This is a genomic window from Endozoicomonas sp. ALC013 (genome assembly GCF_049310205.1).
In the GTDB taxonomy this organism is placed as follows: domain Bacteria; phylum Pseudomonadota; class Gammaproteobacteria; order Pseudomonadales; family Endozoicomonadaceae; genus Endozoicomonas.
Window position 1 is genome coordinate 1 of the sequence record NZ_JBLYNS010000041.1, and the last position, 19,730, is coordinate 19,730.

Consider the following 19,730-nt stretch of genomic DNA (forward strand, 5'->3'; position numbering starts at 1 on the left):
CCAGCAATGCCAACAGCAACAGATGCAGCAAGGGATGTAGTTGCGATCTTACCAAGTGATATCCATAACTCCGAAGTACTCTCCCCTTTACTAATGGCATCAGATAGCTCATTTACAATAGTAACTGCATTAATGGTATTTGACGCAAATTTCACAGGTGCGGCACTGTGAAAAATAACAAGAGACTTTTTAAGATCTCCTAACAAGGGCTCTATTGTCTTGGTGTATTTTTTTAGATCTTCACTCCTAATATAATTATTTTTATTAAGGTCTGATTGCATCGTTTCAATGGCAGTTTCTATACCACTGGCTGCTGCTGAAAGATGATTGTTAAGCACATCTCTAAGTTGCTGATTTTTATCAGCAGCATTTTTATCATACTCTAGTGATGAATCTATAATCATATCACTCATTAGAGGCTTCTCCTTTTTGTTTTATCGCTTGATTAGAGTACTCAGAGAGCACCTTATTTTTAAATAAAAGAGTGCTTACAATATAAGAAACAAAAAAGGCCATACCATTTAGAACTAGAAAAGGGATATCATCGTCCTCAGCACCTCCACATCTTACAGAACATGATTCTGATCTGACTAAGCTGATATTAAATAAAGACAACATAAGAATACACAATATGAAGATAACAGCTTTCATAGGGCCAATTATTTTTGTTTCAGAGAAGCCAAAGTTCAATACATTTTGTTTTTCTAAATCAGACATACTTATAGAGTGAGAAAATATGAGATAAGCCGTTAAGCAACTCCAGCCCGCTACAAAGAAAAAGTTATGGCGTACTTCTGAAACACGTTCGTACAACCCTAGCTTCACAAGATCTCTTTCAGTTTTTCCCATTGCAGGAATAACCTCTGCAACAATTTTTTCAGCAGTTGAAAATAGTGAAATATACGTTCCATATGCCTCGTAGAAAAAAGTACGAAGAAACATAATTGATAAGAAATATAGTATTGGAACACCTAATAAGCAGGCGAGTAGCCAACGCTCTTTATAATTTAAAACCCCTGTATTTCTTAAATGCGCAATATATATGCACAAAGCACAGCACAAAGCAATGTAAACAGACATACTTACTGAAAGTAATGAGACTCCTTTAAAAAACATAAATAGAGCTATCATTACCAATGTAAATGATATGATTTGATAGTACCTTTGCAAAATACTCTTATTGTTCACGAGTACTCTCCTGCTTAAAATTTACTCGCTCCCACAATCCACCGTAGGAATCCATATCGTTTTTTTTGTTCAATTGTTTGTCTCCTTATGCATCCCCCCGAAGAGCGTGGGAACGAGATAAAAAATTTTACTCACTATATAGCTTTCCATTTTGCTGTTTCATAAACCTAGAAATGTAAATGACTTTATAAGATCCGCCGAGAGTACAGCCTAGTATGCTTCCTAGGTAATATAAAAAGAGGAATCCAAGATCTGAATTATCAATACCATAACATTTAACAGAGCATGAGCTATCGGTTGCCCAATTCATAAAGTAGGTGTACATGGCAACCACACATATTAAAATTACTCCTAATTTTGAAACCCATGAGAATTCAAGAGTGTCTGACTGAGAAATACCGTGCTCTTTAATAAAGTCTATTTCACTTTCAATCCAGCGCGGGAAATAGGAAAGAACCCAATAAAAACTAAGAAAATTGCAAAAGACTGCAAATGAAAAATTATGCCGTGCTTCTTCTACTCGATCATAAAGCCCATTTTTTACCAGAGCTTCTTCAGTAATAGTCATTGCAGGTATAAGAGTGCTGGCAACCGATTCGGCAGGAGATAAAAAGGAAATATACTCTCGGTATCCATCATAAAAAAACAACCGAAAAAGAATAATAAACAGATAGTAAAGCAGTGGTAAAAGTGAAATAAAGGCAACACTTGACCAACTTTTCATAAAGGAGATTTTTGGGTGTGTTAGCAGTCCTGGGGTACAAAGGATATAAAAAACTGCACAACATATAGCGATATATGCAGACATAAAGATAGCGCCAAAACCTATTCCTTTGATGAATAAAAAGATAACCAAAAAAACAATTGTCGTAACAATTACTTCCCAGAAAATCCCTAATCTAAAACTATCGTTCACGAATACTCTCCTGCTTAAACCTCAACAACGGACTCAGAAAATACTCAATCAGTCGTCTTTGTCCGGTTTTGATCTCTACCGCCACGCTCATTCCCGGAGCCAGATTCACCTTACGGTTTTCTACCTGCATCCAGTCTTTTTCGATTTGTACATTGGCCAGGTATCTCAGCCCCAGCTGTTCATCGGGCACGGCATCGTTAGAGACGGTGGTTAACGTACCATCAATCAGGCCGTATTTGGTGAAGTTAAAGGTGTCGATTTTCACTTCAGCGCTTTGACCTTCGTGAACAAAACCGATGTCTTTGTTCAGTATCCAGGCTTCTACTTCCATCTTCGCTTCGGCGGGGACGATCTGCATCAGTGCCTGTGCCGGTTGTACAACTCCACCAATGGTATGCACTTGCAGTTGTTGTACTGTGCCGTCTATGGGTGAGGTGATCTTTTGCTGGTCGTGCAGCTCTTCTGCTTTGATTCGCTCCTGTTCCAGAGTATCCAGCTGGCGGCGCAGTTGTTCCTGTTGATCGAGGCTTTCCCGACGTGTCTGGGCGTGAAGGCTGGCCAGTTGATGTTGCAACGCTTCTGCCTCTGCACCCAGTTGGTTGACAGCGGCGGTTTGCGCCTTGATATCTTCTTCCAGCTCGATGCGTTGCTGTTCCAACTCCAGGTATTGCACCTTGGAGCCGTAACTTTTGTCGTAAAGGGCTTTCAACGATTGGGTACGCTCTTCAATAATGGGCAGTACCCGTTTGAGTTTGTTTACTTGAGCGACAATGGTTTGTTGTTCGGCGCGTTTGCTTTTTTTCTGGCTGATCAGGGTGTTTGCCGAGGTTTTGTAATCTTCGATTTGTTGGAGTAATAATTGTTGTTCGAAAGTTTTTACCTCTGTAGCAGAGGGGGTATGCATTCCCACGGGGACCGTGGGAACGAGGTCGGAGGAGTGTTGATCAAGATAAGTCACAAACGCCTGCTGTCTGGCGAGCTGCAGGCTCAAGGCTGTAATCTCCTGCTGCAACCGAACACTTTCGGCTTCAGTGACGGTGCCGACCAGAGTGATTAACGCATCGTCGGCTTTTACTTCATCGCCTTCGTGCACATGAATGGCCTGCACCTCCCCAATCACAATGGGCTGAATGGTTTTCACCCGTTCGCCGGGGATAATTTTGCCCTGGGCGGTGGCCACAATATCGATTTTGCCAAAGCAGGCCCAGAGTATGGCGATCACAAACAGTGCAATAATGACCTTAACAATCATGCGGCTTGCCGGGCTGGCGGGGGTATCTTCCACTTCCAAAGCCGCTGGCATAAACTGACGTCGAGTGTTGTCCAGTGCTTCAGGCCGCTCAGTTCGACTCAACAGTGCTTTGGTGGCTTTTGAGAACAGTGCCTTCATCTAGACTGCCTCCCGTAAACCGTGCTGATGAGCATTGAGCTTTGCGTAATGGCCGCCTTGTTTAACCAACTGATCGTGACTGCCTTCTTCAACAATACGCCCTTTATCCATCACGATAATGCGGTTGGCATCCCGCACCGTGGAAAGACGATGGGCAATAATAAAGACCGTGCGACCCTGGCTGATCTTTTTCATGTTCTGCTGGATGATGTGTTCCGATTCGTAATCCAGGGCACTGGTGGCTTCATCAAAAATCAGGATTTTCGGATTGGTGAGCAAAGCACGGGCAATGGCAATGCGCTGTTTCTGACCACCAGACAGTGAACTGCCCTGCTCGCCCACATTGGTGTCGTAACCTTCGGGCAATTCCAGAATAAAATCATGCGCGCCGGAGAGTTGTGCCGCCGCCATCACCCGTTCGATGGAAGCAACGGGATCAGCCAGGGCAATGTTGTCCCGCACTGAGCGGTTGAACAGAAAGTTTTCCTGCAGCACCACGCCCACTTGACGACGTAACCAGGCGGGTTCCACCAGTGCCAGGTCAACACCGTCCACCAATAGACGACCAGATTCAGGTAAATACAATCGCTGCACCAGTTTTGTCAGCGTACTTTTGCCTGAGCCAGAACGCCCTACAATACCGATCACTTGCCCGGGGTTGACCGTGAGCGATACGCCATTGAGTACAGCAGGCCGATCGGGCTGATAACGGAAGGTCACGTGTTCAAAACGTACCTGACCTTTCAATGTAGGTAATGTGGTTCGGTTTGGATCGTGCCCCGGTTCCGTGGGGGTATTCAGTACATCGCCCAATCGTTGCACCGAAATACCGGCCTGCTGGAAATCCTGCCAGAGCTGCACCAGCTTCAGGATCGGCGCACTCACCCGACCGGCAATCATATTAAAGGCGATCAGCATACCCACGGACATCTCTCCGTTGATGACCAATGTGGCACCGACCCATAACGTCAGCACCGTGACGACTTTATTGATTAACCCGGCAAACTGGCTGGCAATATTGCCAAGGTTCATAGCCCTGAAGGAGGCAGACACATAAGCCGCTAACTGATCTTCCCAGTGCCGCTGCATCTGGGGCTCCACCGCTGAGCTTTTGATGGTTTCCATGCCAGTGACCGATTCCACCAGGAAGGATTGATTTTCTGCGCCACGCTTGAACTTCTCATTCAGTCGGGCACGGAGAATCGGGGTAACGATCAAAGAGAGCAGGATATAAAAAGGAATGGAACCCAACACAATCCAGGTCAGCGTTGGGCTGTAAAAATACATCACCACAAAAAAGACGACGGTGAATAACAGGTCGATACACAACGTCAGGGCAGAGCCGGTAATAAACTCCCGAATGGTGTCCAGCTCCCGAACCCGGGCCACCGTGTCGCCTACTCGACGAGCTTGAAAGAATGCAATGGGTAAGCGAAGTAAATGGTTGAACAGCCTTGAGCCAAGCACCACATCGACTCTGTTTGTGGTGTGACTGAATACATAATTCCTGAGGCCATTCAGGACAATATCGAAAAATGAGAGTACCAACAGGCCAAATGCCAATACGTCTAACGTCGTTAATGCCTGGTTAACCAGCACCTTGTCGATAATCACCTGAAAGAACAGTGGGGTGATCATGGCAAACAATTGAATAAAGAAGGAAGCCAGCAATACTTCCGACAGCAGTTTTTTATGCTTCAGCAAAGCGGGAATAAACCAGCTGAAATCAAACTTGGCAAAACTGCCCGGCAACAAAGAGCGTTTCGTGAATAACAGAACATCGCCAGAGAGCATCGTTTCCAACACATCCAACGATACTGCCTCGGGGGATTGCTTCAGCGGACTTTGAATCAGCGCCTTCCCTTCATGTACCCGGGCAATGATGAAGTAGTGACCATCCACCTGTCGTGCAATCGCAGGCAACGGCAGATAAGTCAGCTGATCCACTGCCACTTTGATTTTTCTGGCCTTCAACTTCAGGGATTTAGCCGCCCTGAGCATGGCTATATCGTCAAGCGCTGCATCGCCACGACCAAACTGGTAATGCAACTGCTCAGCCTCTGCCGCTACGCCATGAAATTTGGCCAGCATCACCAGGCAATGTATGCCACTATCTATGGAATTGAATTGACTCACTACTACGACTGTCCAGATACTTATTTTTATGAATGGACATCGTGCCTGATGCAGAACACGAACTTTCAGTTAGAAGAGGCTTGGAGAAGGAAAGCTTTTCAGCTTGTGACATCTACTGATAACAGGCGATTCTTTCCAGGTACCAGCGAAAGACTGGATATAAGCACTACGGCCACGAACGTAGGCCATCATTCCTCGGGTCATTCCATGTATCCCTTTCACTAGTGAGTTGTTCTTATTGAATGAAACACATTCAAACAGCAGTTTAAATCGGTGTCAACAGCTATAAATAAAGTCAATATATTTTTTGACTCTGTTCACATAATTGCTATAGCAACAAGACTTCCAAAGCATCCACAGAATTACAGCCGGGTACTCGTTACAATTCACGACAGAGATAATCGTAGAGTTCCAGTCCATTAGCCTTTGCACTTTCGATCAGGCTGTAAAAAATGGCACTGCCTGAGTACCAAAGGTCTTTTTTTTCAGCCACAGCACCGTATCCGGCGTATTCATCAGTTTGCAGATACGGGAACCATAGATTATTTAAGAACTGGTCTGTGGTTCCCTTTTTGATTGTTCACGCCTGCGGTTTACTGAATATTATTCCTGTTTTACCGAACTGAGACTTTGCTTCTTACGCATTGACTCCCCTGACAGTTCCAGACGGTGTGAACGGTGAATCAGCCGATCCATAATGGCATCAATAAAAACTGATTTCTGGTTATCCAGTCGCATCGACACAGTGTTTCTAATGCACCCCGATCAATCCCCCGACTGGCCGCATAATCAATATCTTCCACGTAGGCGCTGGCCTGCTTGATTTTTGCCGCCTTCCTGAGTCGTTGCTGTTTGCGCTGCTTACGATCCAGCGTTTCAGCTTCAAGTAACAGGCTGAGACGATCTTCAAAAGGCAGTTTCATCTGGTCGGGTGTTTCAAACATACGGGGCAATGCTTGCTCAAAGCCCGGTAGCCGAAGCTCTCTGATTTGCTCTATCAGTTGTTGCGTGCTCATTTCAAATGACCTTCATGATCCGCATAGTAAGAAGCACCCCGGACATTGGAGTGGGCAGGAAGCTTGTGTTGTGTGGAGGTTTCCGTAATCTGCTGTCCATCAAGGTGGCATTGCAGAATTGAGTGCACGCTGGATACAGTGAGAGACTGAATTTCGGTCACACAGGTGCAGGCATTCATGAATCGCTGGACTCCATAGTGCCGACACAATTTTTGCAGCTTGCTACAGGCTCGTACGCCTTTTAAGGAATGTTCAGGCAGGTTCTCAAACTGCGCTGTCACAACTGCCAGCACATCAGCACTCTGTTCTTTGGCCCAGTTGATAAAGTAATCCCGGGTCTGGTTTGCGTATGCCTGATGCTGGGTAGGACGGTGCTCCGGATAGGTGGTTGCGTCCTCTTTGCGATGACTTCGGGGGTGGATTGCCACCCGATGGTGCTGATGGAATATTTCAACCTTCTGATGACCTACCTTCACTTCCACACAGAAGATTAACTGTGAGTAGCCAAGCACTCCCACGAACAGTTCGACCTTTTGCGTCTGGCCTGTTGCAGAATCAACAAACGACAAACGTTTACCTGCATAATCAACAAAACAGACATCACCCGGCTCGTAATGTTGTCGCATGCATAAATCAATAGTTTTTCGGTAATCCCGGTAATATTTATTGAACTGGCTATAACAGTACGCATCGTCAGGGTTGATACGACGGTATTCCTCCCATATCTGCAGACGGCACTGATGCTTGTCCTGCAATAACTTATGAATGTGCGACCAGTCTGGAGCCCGCTTGTCCGGTTTAAGCCCAGAGGAAGAGCTGACCAACCGGAACAAAGCAGGGTCATCCAGCTGTTTCACTTCTCCCCAACAGCACTCACTTTTATTGATTCGCGACCGGTATCGTCGAACGGTTGTTTTTGATAACTGCGTCAATTGAGCAATATGGCGATTTGAAAAATGGGTTGACAGCAGCAAGCGCAAAAGCTCACGCAAGGTAGATGACTTCATGCATCCTCCTTGTTTTCATCAAGAACATGGGAAAACAAGGCAAACTCAACCCAGCCAATCAATGTAGACATTTGACAGGGTTGAGCTGGAAAGCTTAAATGAGAGGACTGAGTCTTATCTCATCTTCCCGTGAAAAGCCAGAGTCCCTACAACTCTGGCTTTTTGCTTTCAGTGCCTTGAAATGGAATAACAAGCTTTCTCAGTTAGTCATTGCTCATCCTCTTCAGTCGTGTTGAACGAGTTTTCAATACTCTGTTTTGCCAGCCACCGGGCAACATCAGCGACCAGGACAAATCGCCCCCGCCGCTTGGGCATAGTAAACAGCCTCACAGGAAAATGGTGCTGATTGATGGCCTGGCGCAATGCGCCCATGGTCCGATACCCCATTGCCTGACGAAGTTGCTCCCCGCCCAGTACCGGTGAGCGATAAAGCGTCAGCAGGTCACTTTCCAGTTTGGCCGATAACGCGGTCATCCTCGCCTCAGGCTGTCCAGTACTCAAGCTAACCTCCACACATCTAAATCAGTGATAAATGGTCATTTAGTAAGAATAAGCGCTTTTACAATTCTTGCGTAGCGGCTTATTTTTAGAAAAAAGGCACGACTTTTTTTGCATTGAAAAAGATAAGTGCTGATATACCAAGGCCCTGCCGGGCACAGCGCAATTTTCGCACATCCAATGCGCAATTTTTTTTCTTATGTATTCCTTTACTGATTACAAACGTTTGTCGCGGAGAACACGATCCTTGACCACGCGATACTGGGTTGCCTGGATAAAAGAACGTCTTGGGGTAAAAACCGCTTACCAGATTAAGAAGTGCCTGCTGGAAGACTCTGTTTTGGCAGAGAAGAACCCCGGCTGGCTGAACCATTCTTCAAGGTTCTGGAACAGAAAAGAAAACGGGCAGCCTGCCTCTCAGGAAAAGTTGGTAAACCAAGTAGAATCATGCAGTAAAACAAAGGGGGCGAAAGGCATTCTCTGTCATTGCTTTTGGGAACTCATTGATCAACAGCAGATTGATCAGGATTTTTTACACCATATCCTGTTACAGCTGCCCTCAATGTACAGGGGCAAACTCTTCAGTGATGAAAATAGCGCTGTCAGAAGACAGACATTAAGGGCCAAAACTGTTAATAAACTTGAAGTGCCTTACACGCTTGATTCGCTGACCTGTTTTCTGGCATTGGCTATTGAAGAGGGGTGGGCTGAGCAGAAAAATACTTGTCGACGGGCACATGGCTGCCAGATGACAGTAACCAAACTGTTTCTCAGACAGAGCTTACTAACGCCATTATCTGCTGTTGCAGAAGAACTTTACACGACAATATCTGAACAACTGCAGCACCTGTTTACAACGTCGGTTTATGATCCATTCTATTTTGAGTTTAATGATCATAATGACCATCAACGCCAGCTGATTAATGGTTTTTTCGCTCACTGTGAGCTTGTTTTCTCTGGCAGTTTGAAACTTTATGGAGAATGGTTGGCCCAAGCCAGAAAAATCGGGTTGACAAAAAACGCTGCTGATGACAAGGCTTTTTTGTGGTCAGTATTCCTGACAGAAGCCGAAAAGCTTGAGTCCGTATTATTCGACGACGATCCGAACCGTACGAATAGCCATCCACTGATCCTGAAGCTGAAGAGCAGGATGGATGATTTCAAAAAATACACTGGACCATAAACAGCGGGGTGGTAACTCTAAAACAGCAGGGTGGGTCACATTTGAACAGCAGAGGTGGTCAGTTTGGACAGTGCCACTAATAGCTATTGCTGGTGGGGTGTCAGCAAACTTGCTGATAGTCATTGATGAAATATTGTGAGATGGGTCTCCTCAAACTTGGGGAAGGCTGGGTAAATACTATTAATTTTCAAATCCTCAATTTAAGGAACTGGAAAGTTTGCAGTGCCCAAATGTGAGCACTGTCATGAGTGAATTGATTTCAGAAAGGTTAATCTTTTTACATGGACAGTTACTGAAAATTCCGATGTGTCCAAGTTTGGACGCATCTTATACTTTTGTAGTCATCTGATAGCTACCCCTGATTTTTCTTAGGTTACAGGATAGAAAAAAAGGGGGGGTGTACTCAAATCTGAGCACACCTAATAATGAATGGCATTTTCCAAGTTTATAATGGGAAGGTCAGGCTATTTCAGATTTCTCCTGTTCTGGCTCATTACTGATCTCAGATACACCTTCATCCATAGCCTGTCTGGAAGCCTTCATATAATCATTCAGTACAGCAATAGCAGACTGCCTGGATTGAGGGGCCAGGTGAGCATATTTGAGTGTCATATCAATAGACTGATGACCCATCGCATCCCTGACATGGTTCAGGTCAACTCCCGCCATTACCATGTTGCTGGCAAATGAGTGTCGAAGATCATGAAAGCGGAAGTGTAAATCCTCTTCTTTTGGTTTATATAAGCCTGCTTCTTTTCTGATCTTCGTCCAGGAGGATTTAATATCCTTCATGGGCTTGCCCGTTTTTTTATTAGGAAAAATGACCTTGGTTTCCATATTTTGTTTACGCCACTCCCGAAAGGCGTAATGGGCTTCATCGGTCAGATGAATATGACGGGTTTGGCCGTTTTTGGCTCTATCTCCTATCACTGTCAGTAGGCGCTGATTTATATTGACCTGGTTCCAGTTCAGCTCAAGCACCTCGGTAATGCGAAGACCGGTATTCAGAGCGATCAGGACAACCGGCTTTACATGGCATGCAAAAGTACTAGCCAATTCTGGAATATTTGGACGACGCCGTTCCAAAAGCCACTGGTTATAGCGGACTCGTTTGTTCCTCTGCTCATCATCGTAGTTGTCCAGAGCAATACGCAAACGCTGTTCTTCGTCTATGGAGAGGTATCTAACGCGCTTATTCTTATCAACGGGAAGGTTCTTGAGCTTGCGTAATGGGGTCCCTTCCAGCAATTCAAAATCTACGGCTTTACTCAATATTCCTCTTATGCAGTTTACGTCCCGGTTGATACCCGATGCTTTCCGGCCCTTCTTGAGCTGTTCTGTCTGAAAGAGTGTCAGGCGCCGAACTGATATTTCTGATAGTGGAAGGTCGAACCACTTTCCGAAATGCCTCTCTGCTCGCTTGAGATCCTCCTCACCTTGTTTTTTGTGGGTAAGAGCCCAAAGCCTATAACGCTGCTCGATGAATGCACCAAGAGTGCTGCTTTTTTCCAGCTCTGCCTGGCGACGTGAATCATTTCTGGAAGCCTGAATATCAATACCTTTGGCTACCTCTCCTAGGGATGCCTTCGCCATTCTTTTGGCATCAGATGGGGTGATAGCTCCATGACGACCCAACTTAAAATCCTTTCTCTGGTTGCAACCCGGCACTGTGTAGCTGAGATAATATGTTTTGGTGCCTTTCGGGCTGACAAGGACATAGAGACCTTGCTGTTTTTGCTCCCATACCCGATATGATTTGTCTCTGGGTTTCAGGTCATCAACTGAAGTGTTGGTGAATGAAATTTTCTCATTGGTGGTCTTAGGCATGTCCGTTTACCTCTTTATTATTTGAATGAGCGCCGGAAGTGATTTTTTTCCAGTATATTTCCAGTAAAACTCAGACAGCGATATACAATTCCATGCAACATGGTACAATATGTGGGTGGGTGATAACTTTATATATATCAATGAGTTATCTATATAATGGCTTGTTTTAAGTTGTAAGGCAATGGCTGGGATGATGGGGTGAATGATCACTCCGGAGGCAGAGGTCAGAGGTTCGAATCCTCTCGGGTGCGCCATAATCATAATAGAGGTATCTGCGTGCATGAGTAAGCGCTCATACATTTGCCTTTCATGATTTCCAATCTACGTATAGCCTACACCTCTCATCAAGTTACTCTCTTTTATTTGTGTCTTGTGTCAAACCCTTTCCAGCGTCGTCTATACCGGCTTGCTTGCTTGTTTGTCTGATGATTATCAATGGATTGTTCTTGCCATCCATGTTCAATTGTGTTCACAAAAAGGCCAGGGCGTTTCCCGGTGCAAAACGAATGGAGTCGTTTATTCCCATGTCGCGGATGGTGGATGACTGGCTGTTCCGGTTTGCCAGAGGTTTGTCTGAATGGGCATATCCACAAACGCCGGATGGGAATTTTCCGAATCCATTTCCTGCAGCAGCAGCTACTGTTATTGGGCTGGAGAGTTCATTGGCTTTGCCAGATAATGTGGTCAGCCTTGACGAGGTACGTAAGCTGTAGAAAGGTGCAGAAGGCATAACAGTTATGAGTGAATACCAGTATTACGAGTTGGTGGCCGTTGACCGGCAGTTGTCGAAAGAGGAGATGGGGTATCTTCGGGGGATTTCCAGCCGGGCACAGATATCGTCTACCCGGTTCTGTAACACCTATAACTACGGTGATTTAAAAGCCGACCCAAGGCAGTTACTGAGCAGGTTCTTCGATGCTTATGTTTATGTTTCCAATTTTGGTTGCAAAATTTTTGCGATTAAGGTGCCTCGTCATCTTATTGATGAATCGACACTGCTGCGTTACCTCCAGGGGGATATCTGCACTTACAAATCGTCTGGCGCGCACTGGATTATTGAATTTGTCTATGAAGATGAAGACGGCTACGACGATGAGTGGGATGAAGGCGATGGCTGGATGGGCAGCCTGCTGAACATTCGCAGTGAGCTGATGCACGGTGACTATCGTTCACTGTATCTGGCCTGGTTGTCTCAATTGGATGAGCTGGAACCGGATGCGCTGTCCCCCGCCATCCCTCTGGGCCTTGATGACCTTTCTGCCAGCCAGAGTGCGTTGTGCGATTTCCTGAAACTGGATGCCCAACGGGTTGTTGCGTCGGCCAGGGTCAAACCGGATTATGCCAGTGTTGAGCCTGAAGTGTTAATTGATCAATATGTCATGCAACTCCCGGAAGCGACGGCCAGAGCCCAGCTGAAAGCGTTACTGTTAGATGAAACCGGTACTGCACGAAGAGAACAGTTTGCCGCCCTGGTGGATCAAACTCAGGAAATACCGCGCAGCAGTTCAGTCACGGTTGGCCATCTGCTGGCTTCTGCCCGGGAGCTGCGGAAAAAGGCTGATGAAAAGGCCATGATGCAAAAGCAGCTGCAACAGCAGCAAAAGGCCGAAAGCGTTGCTGCCAATGAAGAGGCCTATTGGCGTCGGGTGGAAGAACTGTTTGAGCAAAGAGGCTCATCTACCGTGTATTCCGAGCTGTCAACAAAGCTTGGCGATCTTCAGCTGATGGCCAAAATGCTGAACAGACAAACAGCCTATGACCAGAGGCTGGCCGAGCTGAAACAACGCTACGCCAAGAAAACCAGCCACTGGCAGGGATTAAGGTACCGGTAACTGACCTTAATCAACTGGCCAATAAGTAGACATAAATACCACTATTTAATGTTGTTCGCGTTTATATGCTGTGTATTTTGCTATTATGTAGACAGAAATACACCATTTAAGTGATTAAAACGTTTACATGAAGGAGTGGTAACGATGGATCAGGCCACTGCAATCCACCGGCTATCGGCTTTTGACCGGATGGGACATTCGGTTTTTACCGCCAGGGATTTGGGCAAAATCTTTAGTGAAGACTCCCCGCGAGCCTTTCAGGCCGGACTGGTTCGGTTGGTGAAGAATGATATTCTTCGTCGGATGATGAAAGGGATTTATACGTTCACCCTCTCAAGCAACAAAAATGCAGATATGCTGGAGCGCATTGCCATAGCCTTGCGAAGGGGGGAGTACAACTACATCAGTTTGGAATCAGCGCTATCAGAGTATGGCGTTATTTCCCAAATCCCTGTTGATCGGCTGACCATTATGACCACAGGCCGGAAGGGAGAGTATAAAACCCCTTTTGGGGTTCTTGAATTTACCCATACCCGCCGTTCAGTCGCCGATATTCTGGACAGTGTCGTTGATCGTGACAGACCGTTAAAAATTGCTACGCCTGAGGCGGCTATGCGTGATTTGAGGCGTGTGGGGAGGAATAGTCATTTGGTGAAGGAGTCACAGAGTTATGAAAATGACCACTGAAGATTTTTCACAGCTGGTTGAGAGGATTATGCAAAATAATCATCTCGCACTAATGCGGCCAGTCGTTGAGAAAGAGCTGCTTCACTATGACATTCTGTTCTGTCTTGACCGGGAAGGCCTGTTGGATCAGTTGGTGTTTCAGGGCGGTACGTCGCTTCGTCTGTGTCATGGAGGTAACCGGTTCAGTGAGGATCTGGATTTTGTTGGAGGGGTGGATTTTTCGTCAGCCTCTCTTGCCAATATAAAGACCTGTATTGAGGACTATATTGGGGCCAGATATGGATTGGAGGTATTGGTTAAAGAGCCGGCGACGCTTAGAAAAGAGCCTTGTTATGCACAAATGAATATTGATAAATGGCAAATCTCAGTAATAATCTCTCCGAAGCGTAAAGATATTCCCCGGCAAAAAATCAAGATTGAAGTCGCTAATGTTCCGGCATACACCAAAGAAGCATTGCCGCTACGAGTGAATTACCCGTTTCTTCCCGATGGTTATGGAGACACTCTGGTTTTTACTGAAACCCTTGACGAAGTGCTGGCAGACAAACTGATCGCTTTGCCTGCAACACAAAAATACATTCGTTACCGTGATATTTGGGACCTGCCCTGGCTTCAGCAACAGGGTGCTGAAGTGAATGTTGAGCTGGTGAAGAAGAAAGTGAACGACTACCGGCTTGATGACTTTGAGCAGCGGCTGGATCAGCTGATTCGGAATATCCCTGAAATAGTGACCGGCGGTGGGCTTAAAACTGAAATGCGGCGATTTATACCTGCCGATGTTTATGAACGCACTCTGGGTAAGGGGAAATTTGAAAGCTACTTGTCAGGGACGTTACAAAAACTGTTTAGCCGCTTAAAGGGAGAGCTTTATGGCGAAGGTGAGCTTCCTGAGTTCAGAATGTGATGATGCTCGAATGTTCTTTTCCGGAGTAACGACGACGAATGAATAACAGTAATTCGCTGCAGGATTGTGAGGTGTTGCAGCTTAAGCAAAAGCGGGCACTGGTGCTTGATTTTACCGATGGTAAACGTTGGACGGTGCCATACTATATGCTCAATCTCGAAGGTGCCGACGCTCGTGTTAATCATGAAATGCAACAAGGGGTGAGTCGCCATGCCATTGCTGTGGGTGATCTACTGGGTTTTAAAGATAAGCAAAGAGAGGAACATTTTGGCTATGTCCTCCGTCTGAATACCAAGTCGGTTACTGGATTATGATTGTTTAGTCCCAGCATATTTACCATCTCGACTACATCCGATAGTTAATTAACGGTACACTCCCCCGGTAACCAATTTCCCATAGCCGGGTCTGATGCTCTGCCTTCGTCTATATGACAGCGAGCCTGTCTGCTTATTTGTTCCCCGGCATTATTGTCCCTGATGCCAAGTACCCATTATGTCCAACACCCATAACAATCTTGCCGCCTTTATCTGGTCCGTTGCCGACCTGCTGCGGGGAGATTTTAAACAGTCCCAGTACGGTCGCATCATTTTGCCGTTTACTTTGCTCCGGCGTCTGGAGTGTGTGCTGGAGCCTACCAAAGAAGCGGTGCTGGCCCAGTATGAAAAAGTGACGGTGATGAACCTGCCGGAAGAGGGACGGGAGAAGCTGTTGTTGCGGGCGGCCGGGTTGTCCTTCTTTAATACATCACCGATGGATCTCTCCAAACTTGGACAGATCGGTATTAAAGACAATCTGGAAAGCTATGTGCTTGCCTTCTCACGGGATGCCAGGGAGATCTTTGAACATTTCAAGTTCGATGAATTTGTTGGCGGCCTGCAGGAGGCCAACCTGTTGTATAAGGTGGTGCAGAAGTTCGGCAGCATCGACCTGAGCCCGGATGCCATTTCCAATCACGATATGGGCCTGGTGTTTGAGGAGCTGATCCGCAAATTTGCCGAAAGCTCTAACGAAACCGCCGGAGAGCACTTTACCCCACGGGATATTGTCCAGCTCACCACCTCCCTGGTGTTTATGGAAGATGACGATGCCTTAACAAAAGAAGGCATTATCCGCACCATTTACGATCCCACTGCCGGTACTGGTGGCTTTCTTTCTTCCGGTATGGAATATGTGCATGAACATAACGCCAATGCGGTGATGCGCGCCTTTGGTCAGGAGCTGAACCCGGAGTCTTACGCCATCTGTAAAGCCGATATGCTGATCAAGGGGCAGGATGTCAGCCGTATCAAGCTGGGCAACACCCTGTCCAATGACCAGCTTGCCAGTCAGCAGTTTGATTATATGCTCTCCAATCCACCGTTCGGAGTGGACTGGAAGAAGATCGAAAGTACGGTCAAAACAGAACATGACGTGAAAGGCTTTGATGGTCGCTTTGGCCCGGGTCTGCCACGGGTATCCGATGGTTCCCTGTTGTTCCTGATGCACCTGATCAGCAAATTTCGGGCTATAACGCCCGATAATCAAAACCCCAGCCGTATTGGTATTATCCTGAACGGTTCGCCGTTGTTTACCGGCGGCGCGGGCAGTGGTGAAAGTGAGATTCGACGCTATATTCTGGAAGCCGATCTGCTGGAAGCCATTGTCGCCCTGCCTACCGATATGTTCTACAACACTGGCATTGCGACCTATATCTGGGTGCTATCCAACAAAAAATCGGCGGAGCGTAAGGGCAAGGTCCAGCTTATCAATGGTGCGAAGCTGTTTGGCAAGATGCGCAAGTCCCTGGGTTCCAAGCGCAATATGATGAACCCGGAAGACCGTGCCATGGTGACTCGCTGCTTTGGCAAATTTGAGGCGGAAGCTACTGACTCCAATGGCATAGCAATGAGTAAACTATTTGAGACATACCAGTTCGGTTATCGTCGTATAACGGTAGAACGCCCCCTGCGCCTCTCCGTCCGATTTACCGATGAAGCCGTTGCCAGCCTGCGTTATGCGCCCAAACCGTTTAACAATGTAATGCGCTGGCTATTCGAACAGTTTGGCGATGCCTGCTACTCGACACTGGCAGACCAGGAAGAAGCCATCCGCAACAAAATCAAAAAAGACTTCACCGAGCTGAAAGAGAAACAGGTTAAAGAAGTACTGGATACCAAACTGTGGTTGTTCCAGCGCAAGCTGATGGAAAAGGCGCAACAGCTTCAGTCTGAGGTTGGTATTGAGAACAGCGATGATTTCAATCGCTTTGATGAATTATTGAAGGCAGCTATTAAAAAGCGGGCGATCAAGCTAGATGCCAAAGAGAAGAAGCAGCTTCTGGATGCCATTACCCATAAGAACCCGGAGGCCGAGCCCGTTGTCAAAAAGGTATTAAAAGAAGAGTCGCAGCCCCTCTACGGTGCCTTTGAATACCGAGGCAACGTCGTCGAGTTTGAAACCGATGGCGACCTGCGGGATAACGAGAACATCCCCCTTGATCCATCGGTGACCACCTCAACGCTGATCGAAACCTACTTTCAGCGGGAAGTGACGCCCCATGTTCCGGATGCCTGGATCAATGCCAGCAAGCGGGATGAGCAGGACGGTGAGATCGGTATTGTCGGCTATGAGATTCCCTTTAACCGCCACTTCTATGTGTACCAGCCACCCCGAGCCCTGGAAGCCATTGATGCCGATCTGGATGCGGTCAGTGGGCGGATTATGAAGCTGTTGGCGGAGGTGCATTCGTGATGGCGGGTGTTGGTGGTAAATATAAGGCTTATCCCGAGTATAAGGATTCTGGGGTTGAGTCAATGGGAACCATTCCTTCAGCTTGGGGCCTGGTGCGTGCAAAGAATATTTTTTCTATTAAGAAAAGAATTGCTGGCGAGTTAGGTTTTGACATCCTTTCTATCACCCAAAAGGGAGTGAAGAAGAAAGATATTGAAAGTGGTGAAGGGCAACTTTCAATGGACTACTCAAAGTACCAACTTGTGTTTGCTGGTGACTTTGCAATGAACCATATGGACTTGTTAACTGGCTATGTAGACATCTCACCTTTTAACGGTGTTACAAGCCCAGACTACAGAGTGTTCAACATTGAGAATACGAAGGACTACGTGCCTGAATATTACTTATACTTGCTTCAAAATGGTTATAGACAAAAGCTTTTTTTCCACCTTGGACAAGGTAGTGCACACCTTGGGCGATGGCGTTTGCCAACAGAAGCTTTCAACGAAATTCTTTATCCAAAACCAACCAAGCGTGAACAGGAGCTTATTGCCAGCTTCCTCGACCACGAAACCGCCAAAATAGACACCCTGATCGAAGAGCAGAAAACCCTGATCCGGCTGCTGCAAGAGAAGCGTCAGGCGGTGATCAGCCATGTTGTGACCAAAGGCCTTAACCCTGATGCACCGATGAAAGACTCTGGTGTGGAGTGGCTTGGGGAAGTGCCGGAGCACTGGATTGTCAGACGGCTCAAGCATGTTGCTGATCTACAGTCTGGTATACCAAAAGGCAAAGACCTTGCGGGCAAAATAACAATCGAAGTGCCCATGCTTCGAGTGGCTAATGTCCAGGATGGTTATTTAAAATTAAATGAGGTTCATAAAATTCATATTGAGCCTGATCAGTTGGAACGTTATGAACTGAAAAAGGGTGATGTTCTAATGAACGAGGGTGGGGATAACGATAAACTTGGCCGTGGAGCTGTATGGAAAGGTGAAATTGCACCGTGCATCCACCAGAATCATGTTTTTGCAATCAGGCCAAAAGATATTGAACCAGAGTGGCTTGCACTACTCACAGGTTCTTCATATGCCAAGTTTCATTTCTATAGGGTAGCCAAGCAAAGCACCAATCTGGCATCTATATCCTCAAGTAATATCAAGGAAACGCCGTTAGTTATCCCTCCTTTTGAGGAGCGTAGAGCGATCATTGATCACCTGAAGACATTAATGAAAAAGTACGATGCCATTGAAGCCCAGGGACAAGATCAAGTCAGGCTACTAACAGAACGCCGCACCGCCCTGATCTCTGCCGCAATTACAGGCAAAATAGACGTCCGCGACTGGAAACCCACTGCCCACCCACAACAAAAACACCCCGAGGCCCCCCATGAGCAAACCGCCTGAAGCGCCGGAGCACCCAGACACCCTGTTCAGCGAAATCAAAGGCCTGATCCAGTCCGCCCGCCAGCGGGCTGCAGTGGCTGTGAATGCCGAACTGACTCTGCTTTACTGGCAGGTGGGGGAGCGCATCAATAGCGAGGTGCTCAAAGGTGAACGTGCGAATTATGGCCAGGAGGTGGTTGTCGGCTTGTCCAAACGACTGACTCAGGCGTTTGGTCGCGGCTGGTCTCGCCGTAATCTGTTTCAAATGATCCGGTTTGCGGAGTTGTTTCCCTCTCTGGAGATTGTGCAGACACTGTCTGCACAATTGAGCTGGAGCCACTTCACCGCACTGATCAGCCTTGAGGATAGCCTGAAGCGAGAGTTCTATCTGACCATGGCAATACAGGAGCGCTGGTCAGTCCGTACGCTGGCAGACCGTATCGACAAACTGTTATTTGAACGAACAGCCCTGTCCAAAAAACCTGAGCTGACCATTACCAGGGAACTGGAGATTCTCAGAAGCCAAGGCAAGCTCAATGAGGAAATGGTACTCAAAGATCCTTATGTACTCGACTTTCTGGAAATGAATGACGCTTACCTGGAGAAGGATCTTGAAGACGCCATTCTGCGGGAGATGCAACAATTTCTGCTGGAGCTGGGCGTGGGCTTCACCTTTGTCGCACGGCAGCATCGTATTCAGATCGGAGGTGATGATTTTTATATTGATCTGTTGTTCTACAATCGCAAACTTAAGCGGTTGGTTGCCATTGACCTTAAGGTAGGTAACTTCAAGGCAGAACATAAAGGACAGATGGAGCTTTACCTGCGCTGGCTGGATAAATATGACCGCCAGCCCGATGAGGCCTCCCCCCTGGGTATTATTCTTTGTTCTGGTAAAAATGATCAGGAGGTTGAACTGCTGGAGCTGGATAAAAGCGGCATCCATGTGGCGGATTACCTGACCAGCCTGCCGCCCAAAGCGGTGCTGGAAGAACGCTTCCAGCAGGCCATTCACAATGCCCGCCAGCGTATTGAGAACAAAAGTGAGTAGT

At 46.8% G+C, this 19,730-nt stretch carries 19 protein-coding genes; 9 read left to right on the forward strand and 10 right to left on the reverse strand.

Features of this window, described 5'->3' with window-relative positions; all coding sequences use genetic code 11:
- The 9 genes from ACO6V1_RS09805 to ACO6V1_RS09845 form a co-directional block, all read right to left on the reverse strand.
- The coding region (locus ACO6V1_RS09805) for a hypothetical protein (RefSeq protein WP_422447017.1) at positions 1 to 413 on the reverse strand (413 nt) is incomplete at its 3' end.
- Positions 406 to 1,188 (reverse strand): hypothetical protein, encoded by a 783-nt coding sequence (locus ACO6V1_RS09810; RefSeq protein ID WP_422447015.1) that lies wholly within the window; start codon positions 1,186 to 1,188, stop codon positions 406 to 408. The genes ACO6V1_RS09810 and ACO6V1_RS09805, both read right to left, overlap by 8 nt.
- A gap of 127 nt (positions 1,189 to 1,315) precedes the next feature.
- The gene (locus ACO6V1_RS09815; protein ID WP_422447013.1) at positions 1,316 to 2,104 is read right to left on the reverse strand and encodes a hypothetical protein; all 789 of its coding nucleotides are present in this window, start codon (positions 2,102 to 2,104) and stop codon (positions 1,316 to 1,318) included.
- A complete protein-coding gene (locus ACO6V1_RS09820; protein ID WP_422466704.1) occupies positions 2,094 to 3,494 on the reverse strand; it encodes an HlyD family type I secretion periplasmic adaptor subunit in 1,401 nt (466 codons plus the stop codon). The genes ACO6V1_RS09815 and ACO6V1_RS09820 overlap by 11 nt, the downstream gene beginning before the upstream one ends.
- A complete protein-coding gene (locus ACO6V1_RS09825; RefSeq protein ID WP_422466706.1) occupies positions 3,495 to 5,630 on the reverse strand; it encodes a type I secretion system permease/ATPase in 2,136 nt (711 codons plus the stop codon). It lies immediately after the preceding gene.
- Positions 5,631 to 6,233: 603 nt separating this feature from the next.
- Entirely contained in the window at positions 6,234 to 6,368 is a 135-nt protein-coding gene (locus ACO6V1_RS09830) for an ATP-binding protein (protein WP_422466708.1), read from the reverse strand.
- Positions 6,314 to 6,646: an ATP-binding protein gene (locus ACO6V1_RS09835; protein ID WP_422466710.1), complete on the reverse strand. Its 333-nt coding sequence runs from the start codon at positions 6,644 to 6,646 to the stop codon at positions 6,314 to 6,316. Before ACO6V1_RS09835 ends, ACO6V1_RS09830 begins: the two co-directional genes overlap by 55 nt.
- Complete coding sequence (locus tag ACO6V1_RS09840; protein ID WP_422466711.1) at positions 6,643 to 7,653, reverse strand: hypothetical protein; 1,011 nt, start codon at positions 7,651 to 7,653, stop codon at positions 6,643 to 6,645. The genes ACO6V1_RS09835 and ACO6V1_RS09840 overlap by 4 nt, the downstream gene beginning before the upstream one ends.
- Positions 7,654 to 7,860: 207 nt before the next feature.
- Positions 7,861 to 8,127 carry a hypothetical protein gene (locus ACO6V1_RS09845; RefSeq protein ID WP_422466713.1) on the reverse strand — a complete coding sequence of 89 codons (267 nt, stop codon included), beginning with the start codon at positions 8,125 to 8,127 and terminating at the stop codon, positions 7,861 to 7,863.
- A gap of 271 nt (positions 8,128 to 8,398) precedes the next feature.
- Between ACO6V1_RS09845 and ACO6V1_RS09850 the strand changes: the two genes are divergently transcribed.
- Complete coding sequence (locus tag ACO6V1_RS09850) at positions 8,399 to 9,334, forward strand: hypothetical protein (RefSeq protein WP_422446999.1); 936 nt, start codon at positions 8,399 to 8,401, stop codon at positions 9,332 to 9,334.
- 459 nt (positions 9,335 to 9,793) lie between these two features.
- Here ACO6V1_RS09850 and ACO6V1_RS09855 read toward each other — a convergent pair whose 3' ends face one another.
- Positions 9,794 to 11,161, reverse strand: a complete 1,368-nt coding sequence (locus ACO6V1_RS09855) for a tyrosine-type recombinase/integrase (RefSeq protein WP_422461531.1) — start codon at positions 11,159 to 11,161, stop codon at positions 9,794 to 9,796.
- A gap of 455 nt (positions 11,162 to 11,616) precedes the next feature.
- Between ACO6V1_RS09855 and ACO6V1_RS09860 the strand changes: the two genes are divergently transcribed.
- The 8 genes from ACO6V1_RS09860 (at position 11,617) to ACO6V1_RS09895 (ending at position 19,729) form a co-directional block, all read left to right on the forward strand.
- The gene (locus ACO6V1_RS09860; RefSeq protein ID WP_422466715.1) at positions 11,617 to 11,874 is read left to right on the forward strand and encodes a hypothetical protein; all 258 of its coding nucleotides are present in this window, start codon (positions 11,617 to 11,619) and stop codon (positions 11,872 to 11,874) included.
- 24 nt (positions 11,875 to 11,898) lie between these two features.
- Positions 11,899 to 12,993 (forward strand): hypothetical protein, encoded by a 1,095-nt coding sequence (locus tag ACO6V1_RS09865; RefSeq protein ID WP_422446993.1) that lies wholly within the window; start codon positions 11,899 to 11,901, stop codon positions 12,991 to 12,993.
- Between the two features lie 144 nt (positions 12,994 to 13,137).
- A complete protein-coding gene (gene abiEi / locus ACO6V1_RS09870) occupies positions 13,138 to 13,680 on the forward strand; it encodes a type IV toxin-antitoxin system AbiEi family antitoxin (RefSeq protein WP_422446991.1) in 543 nt (180 codons plus the stop codon).
- On the forward strand, positions 13,664 to 14,584 hold the full coding sequence (locus tag ACO6V1_RS09875) for a nucleotidyl transferase AbiEii/AbiGii toxin family protein (protein ID WP_422446989.1): 921 nt from the start codon (positions 13,664 to 13,666) through the stop codon (positions 14,582 to 14,584). Before abiEi ends, ACO6V1_RS09875 begins: the two co-directional genes overlap by 17 nt.
- 38 nt (positions 14,585 to 14,622) lie before the next feature.
- Positions 14,623 to 14,898, forward strand: coding sequence for a hypothetical protein (locus ACO6V1_RS09880; protein ID WP_422446987.1), 276 nt, complete (start codon positions 14,623 to 14,625; stop codon positions 14,896 to 14,898).
- 178 nt (positions 14,899 to 15,076) lie between these two features.
- Entirely contained in the window at positions 15,077 to 17,314 is a 2,238-nt protein-coding gene (locus ACO6V1_RS09885; RefSeq protein ID WP_422466717.1) for a type I restriction-modification system subunit M, read from the forward strand.
- The gene (locus tag ACO6V1_RS09890; RefSeq protein WP_422466719.1) at positions 17,314 to 18,699 is read left to right on the forward strand and encodes a restriction endonuclease subunit S; all 1,386 of its coding nucleotides are present in this window, start codon (positions 17,314 to 17,316) and stop codon (positions 18,697 to 18,699) included. The genes ACO6V1_RS09885 and ACO6V1_RS09890 overlap by 1 nt, the downstream gene beginning before the upstream one ends.
- The gene (locus ACO6V1_RS09895) at positions 18,683 to 19,729 is read left to right on the forward strand and encodes a PDDEXK nuclease domain-containing protein (RefSeq protein WP_422461525.1); all 1,047 of its coding nucleotides are present in this window, start codon (positions 18,683 to 18,685) and stop codon (positions 19,727 to 19,729) included. The genes ACO6V1_RS09890 and ACO6V1_RS09895 overlap by 17 nt, the downstream gene beginning before the upstream one ends.
- The last annotated feature ends 1 nt before the right edge of the window (position 19,730 follow it).

What these genes read in the sequence shown, in the direction of transcription:
- ACO6V1_RS09885 (WP_422466717.1), top strand. Translation starts at nt 15,077, where the DNA reads ATGTCCAACACCCATAACAATCTTGCCGCCTTTATCTGGTCCGTTGCC.
- abiEi (WP_422446991.1), top strand. Translation starts at nt 13,138, where the DNA reads ATGGATCAGGCCACTGCAATCCACCGGCTATCGGCTTTTGACCGGATG.
- ACO6V1_RS09895 (WP_422461525.1), top strand. Translation starts at nt 18,683, where the DNA reads ATGAGCAAACCGCCTGAAGCGCCGGAGCACCCAGACACCCTGTTCAGC.
- ACO6V1_RS09860 (WP_422466715.1), top strand. Translation starts at nt 11,617, where the DNA reads ATGTTCAATTGTGTTCACAAAAAGGCCAGGGCGTTTCCCGGTGCAAAA.
- ACO6V1_RS09840 (WP_422466711.1), bottom strand. Translation starts at nt 7,653, where the DNA reads ATGAAGTCATCTACCTTGCGTGAGCTTTTGCGCTTGCTGCTGTCAACC.
- ACO6V1_RS09875 (WP_422446989.1), top strand. Translation starts at nt 13,664, where the DNA reads ATGAAAATGACCACTGAAGATTTTTCACAGCTGGTTGAGAGGATTATG.
- ACO6V1_RS09865 (WP_422446993.1), top strand. Translation starts at nt 11,899, where the DNA reads ATGAGTGAATACCAGTATTACGAGTTGGTGGCCGTTGACCGGCAGTTG.
- ACO6V1_RS09835 (WP_422466710.1), bottom strand. Translation starts at nt 6,646, where the DNA reads ATGAGCACGCAACAACTGATAGAGCAAATCAGAGAGCTTCGGCTACCG.
- ACO6V1_RS09880 (WP_422446987.1), top strand. Translation starts at nt 14,623, where the DNA reads ATGAATAACAGTAATTCGCTGCAGGATTGTGAGGTGTTGCAGCTTAAG.
- ACO6V1_RS09855 (WP_422461531.1), bottom strand. Translation starts at nt 11,161, where the DNA reads ATGCCTAAGACCACCAATGAGAAAATTTCATTCACCAACACTTCAGTT.
- ACO6V1_RS09890 (WP_422466719.1), top strand. Translation starts at nt 17,314, where the DNA reads ATGGCGGGTGTTGGTGGTAAATATAAGGCTTATCCCGAGTATAAGGAT.
- ACO6V1_RS09845 (WP_422466713.1), bottom strand. Translation starts at nt 8,127, where the DNA reads ATGACCGCGTTATCGGCCAAACTGGAAAGTGACCTGCTGACGCTTTAT.
- ACO6V1_RS09830 (WP_422466708.1), bottom strand. Translation starts at nt 6,368, where the DNA reads ATGCGACTGGATAACCAGAAATCAGTTTTTATTGATGCCATTATGGAT.
- ACO6V1_RS09820 (WP_422466704.1), bottom strand. Translation starts at nt 3,494, where the DNA reads ATGAAGGCACTGTTCTCAAAAGCCACCAAAGCACTGTTGAGTCGAACT.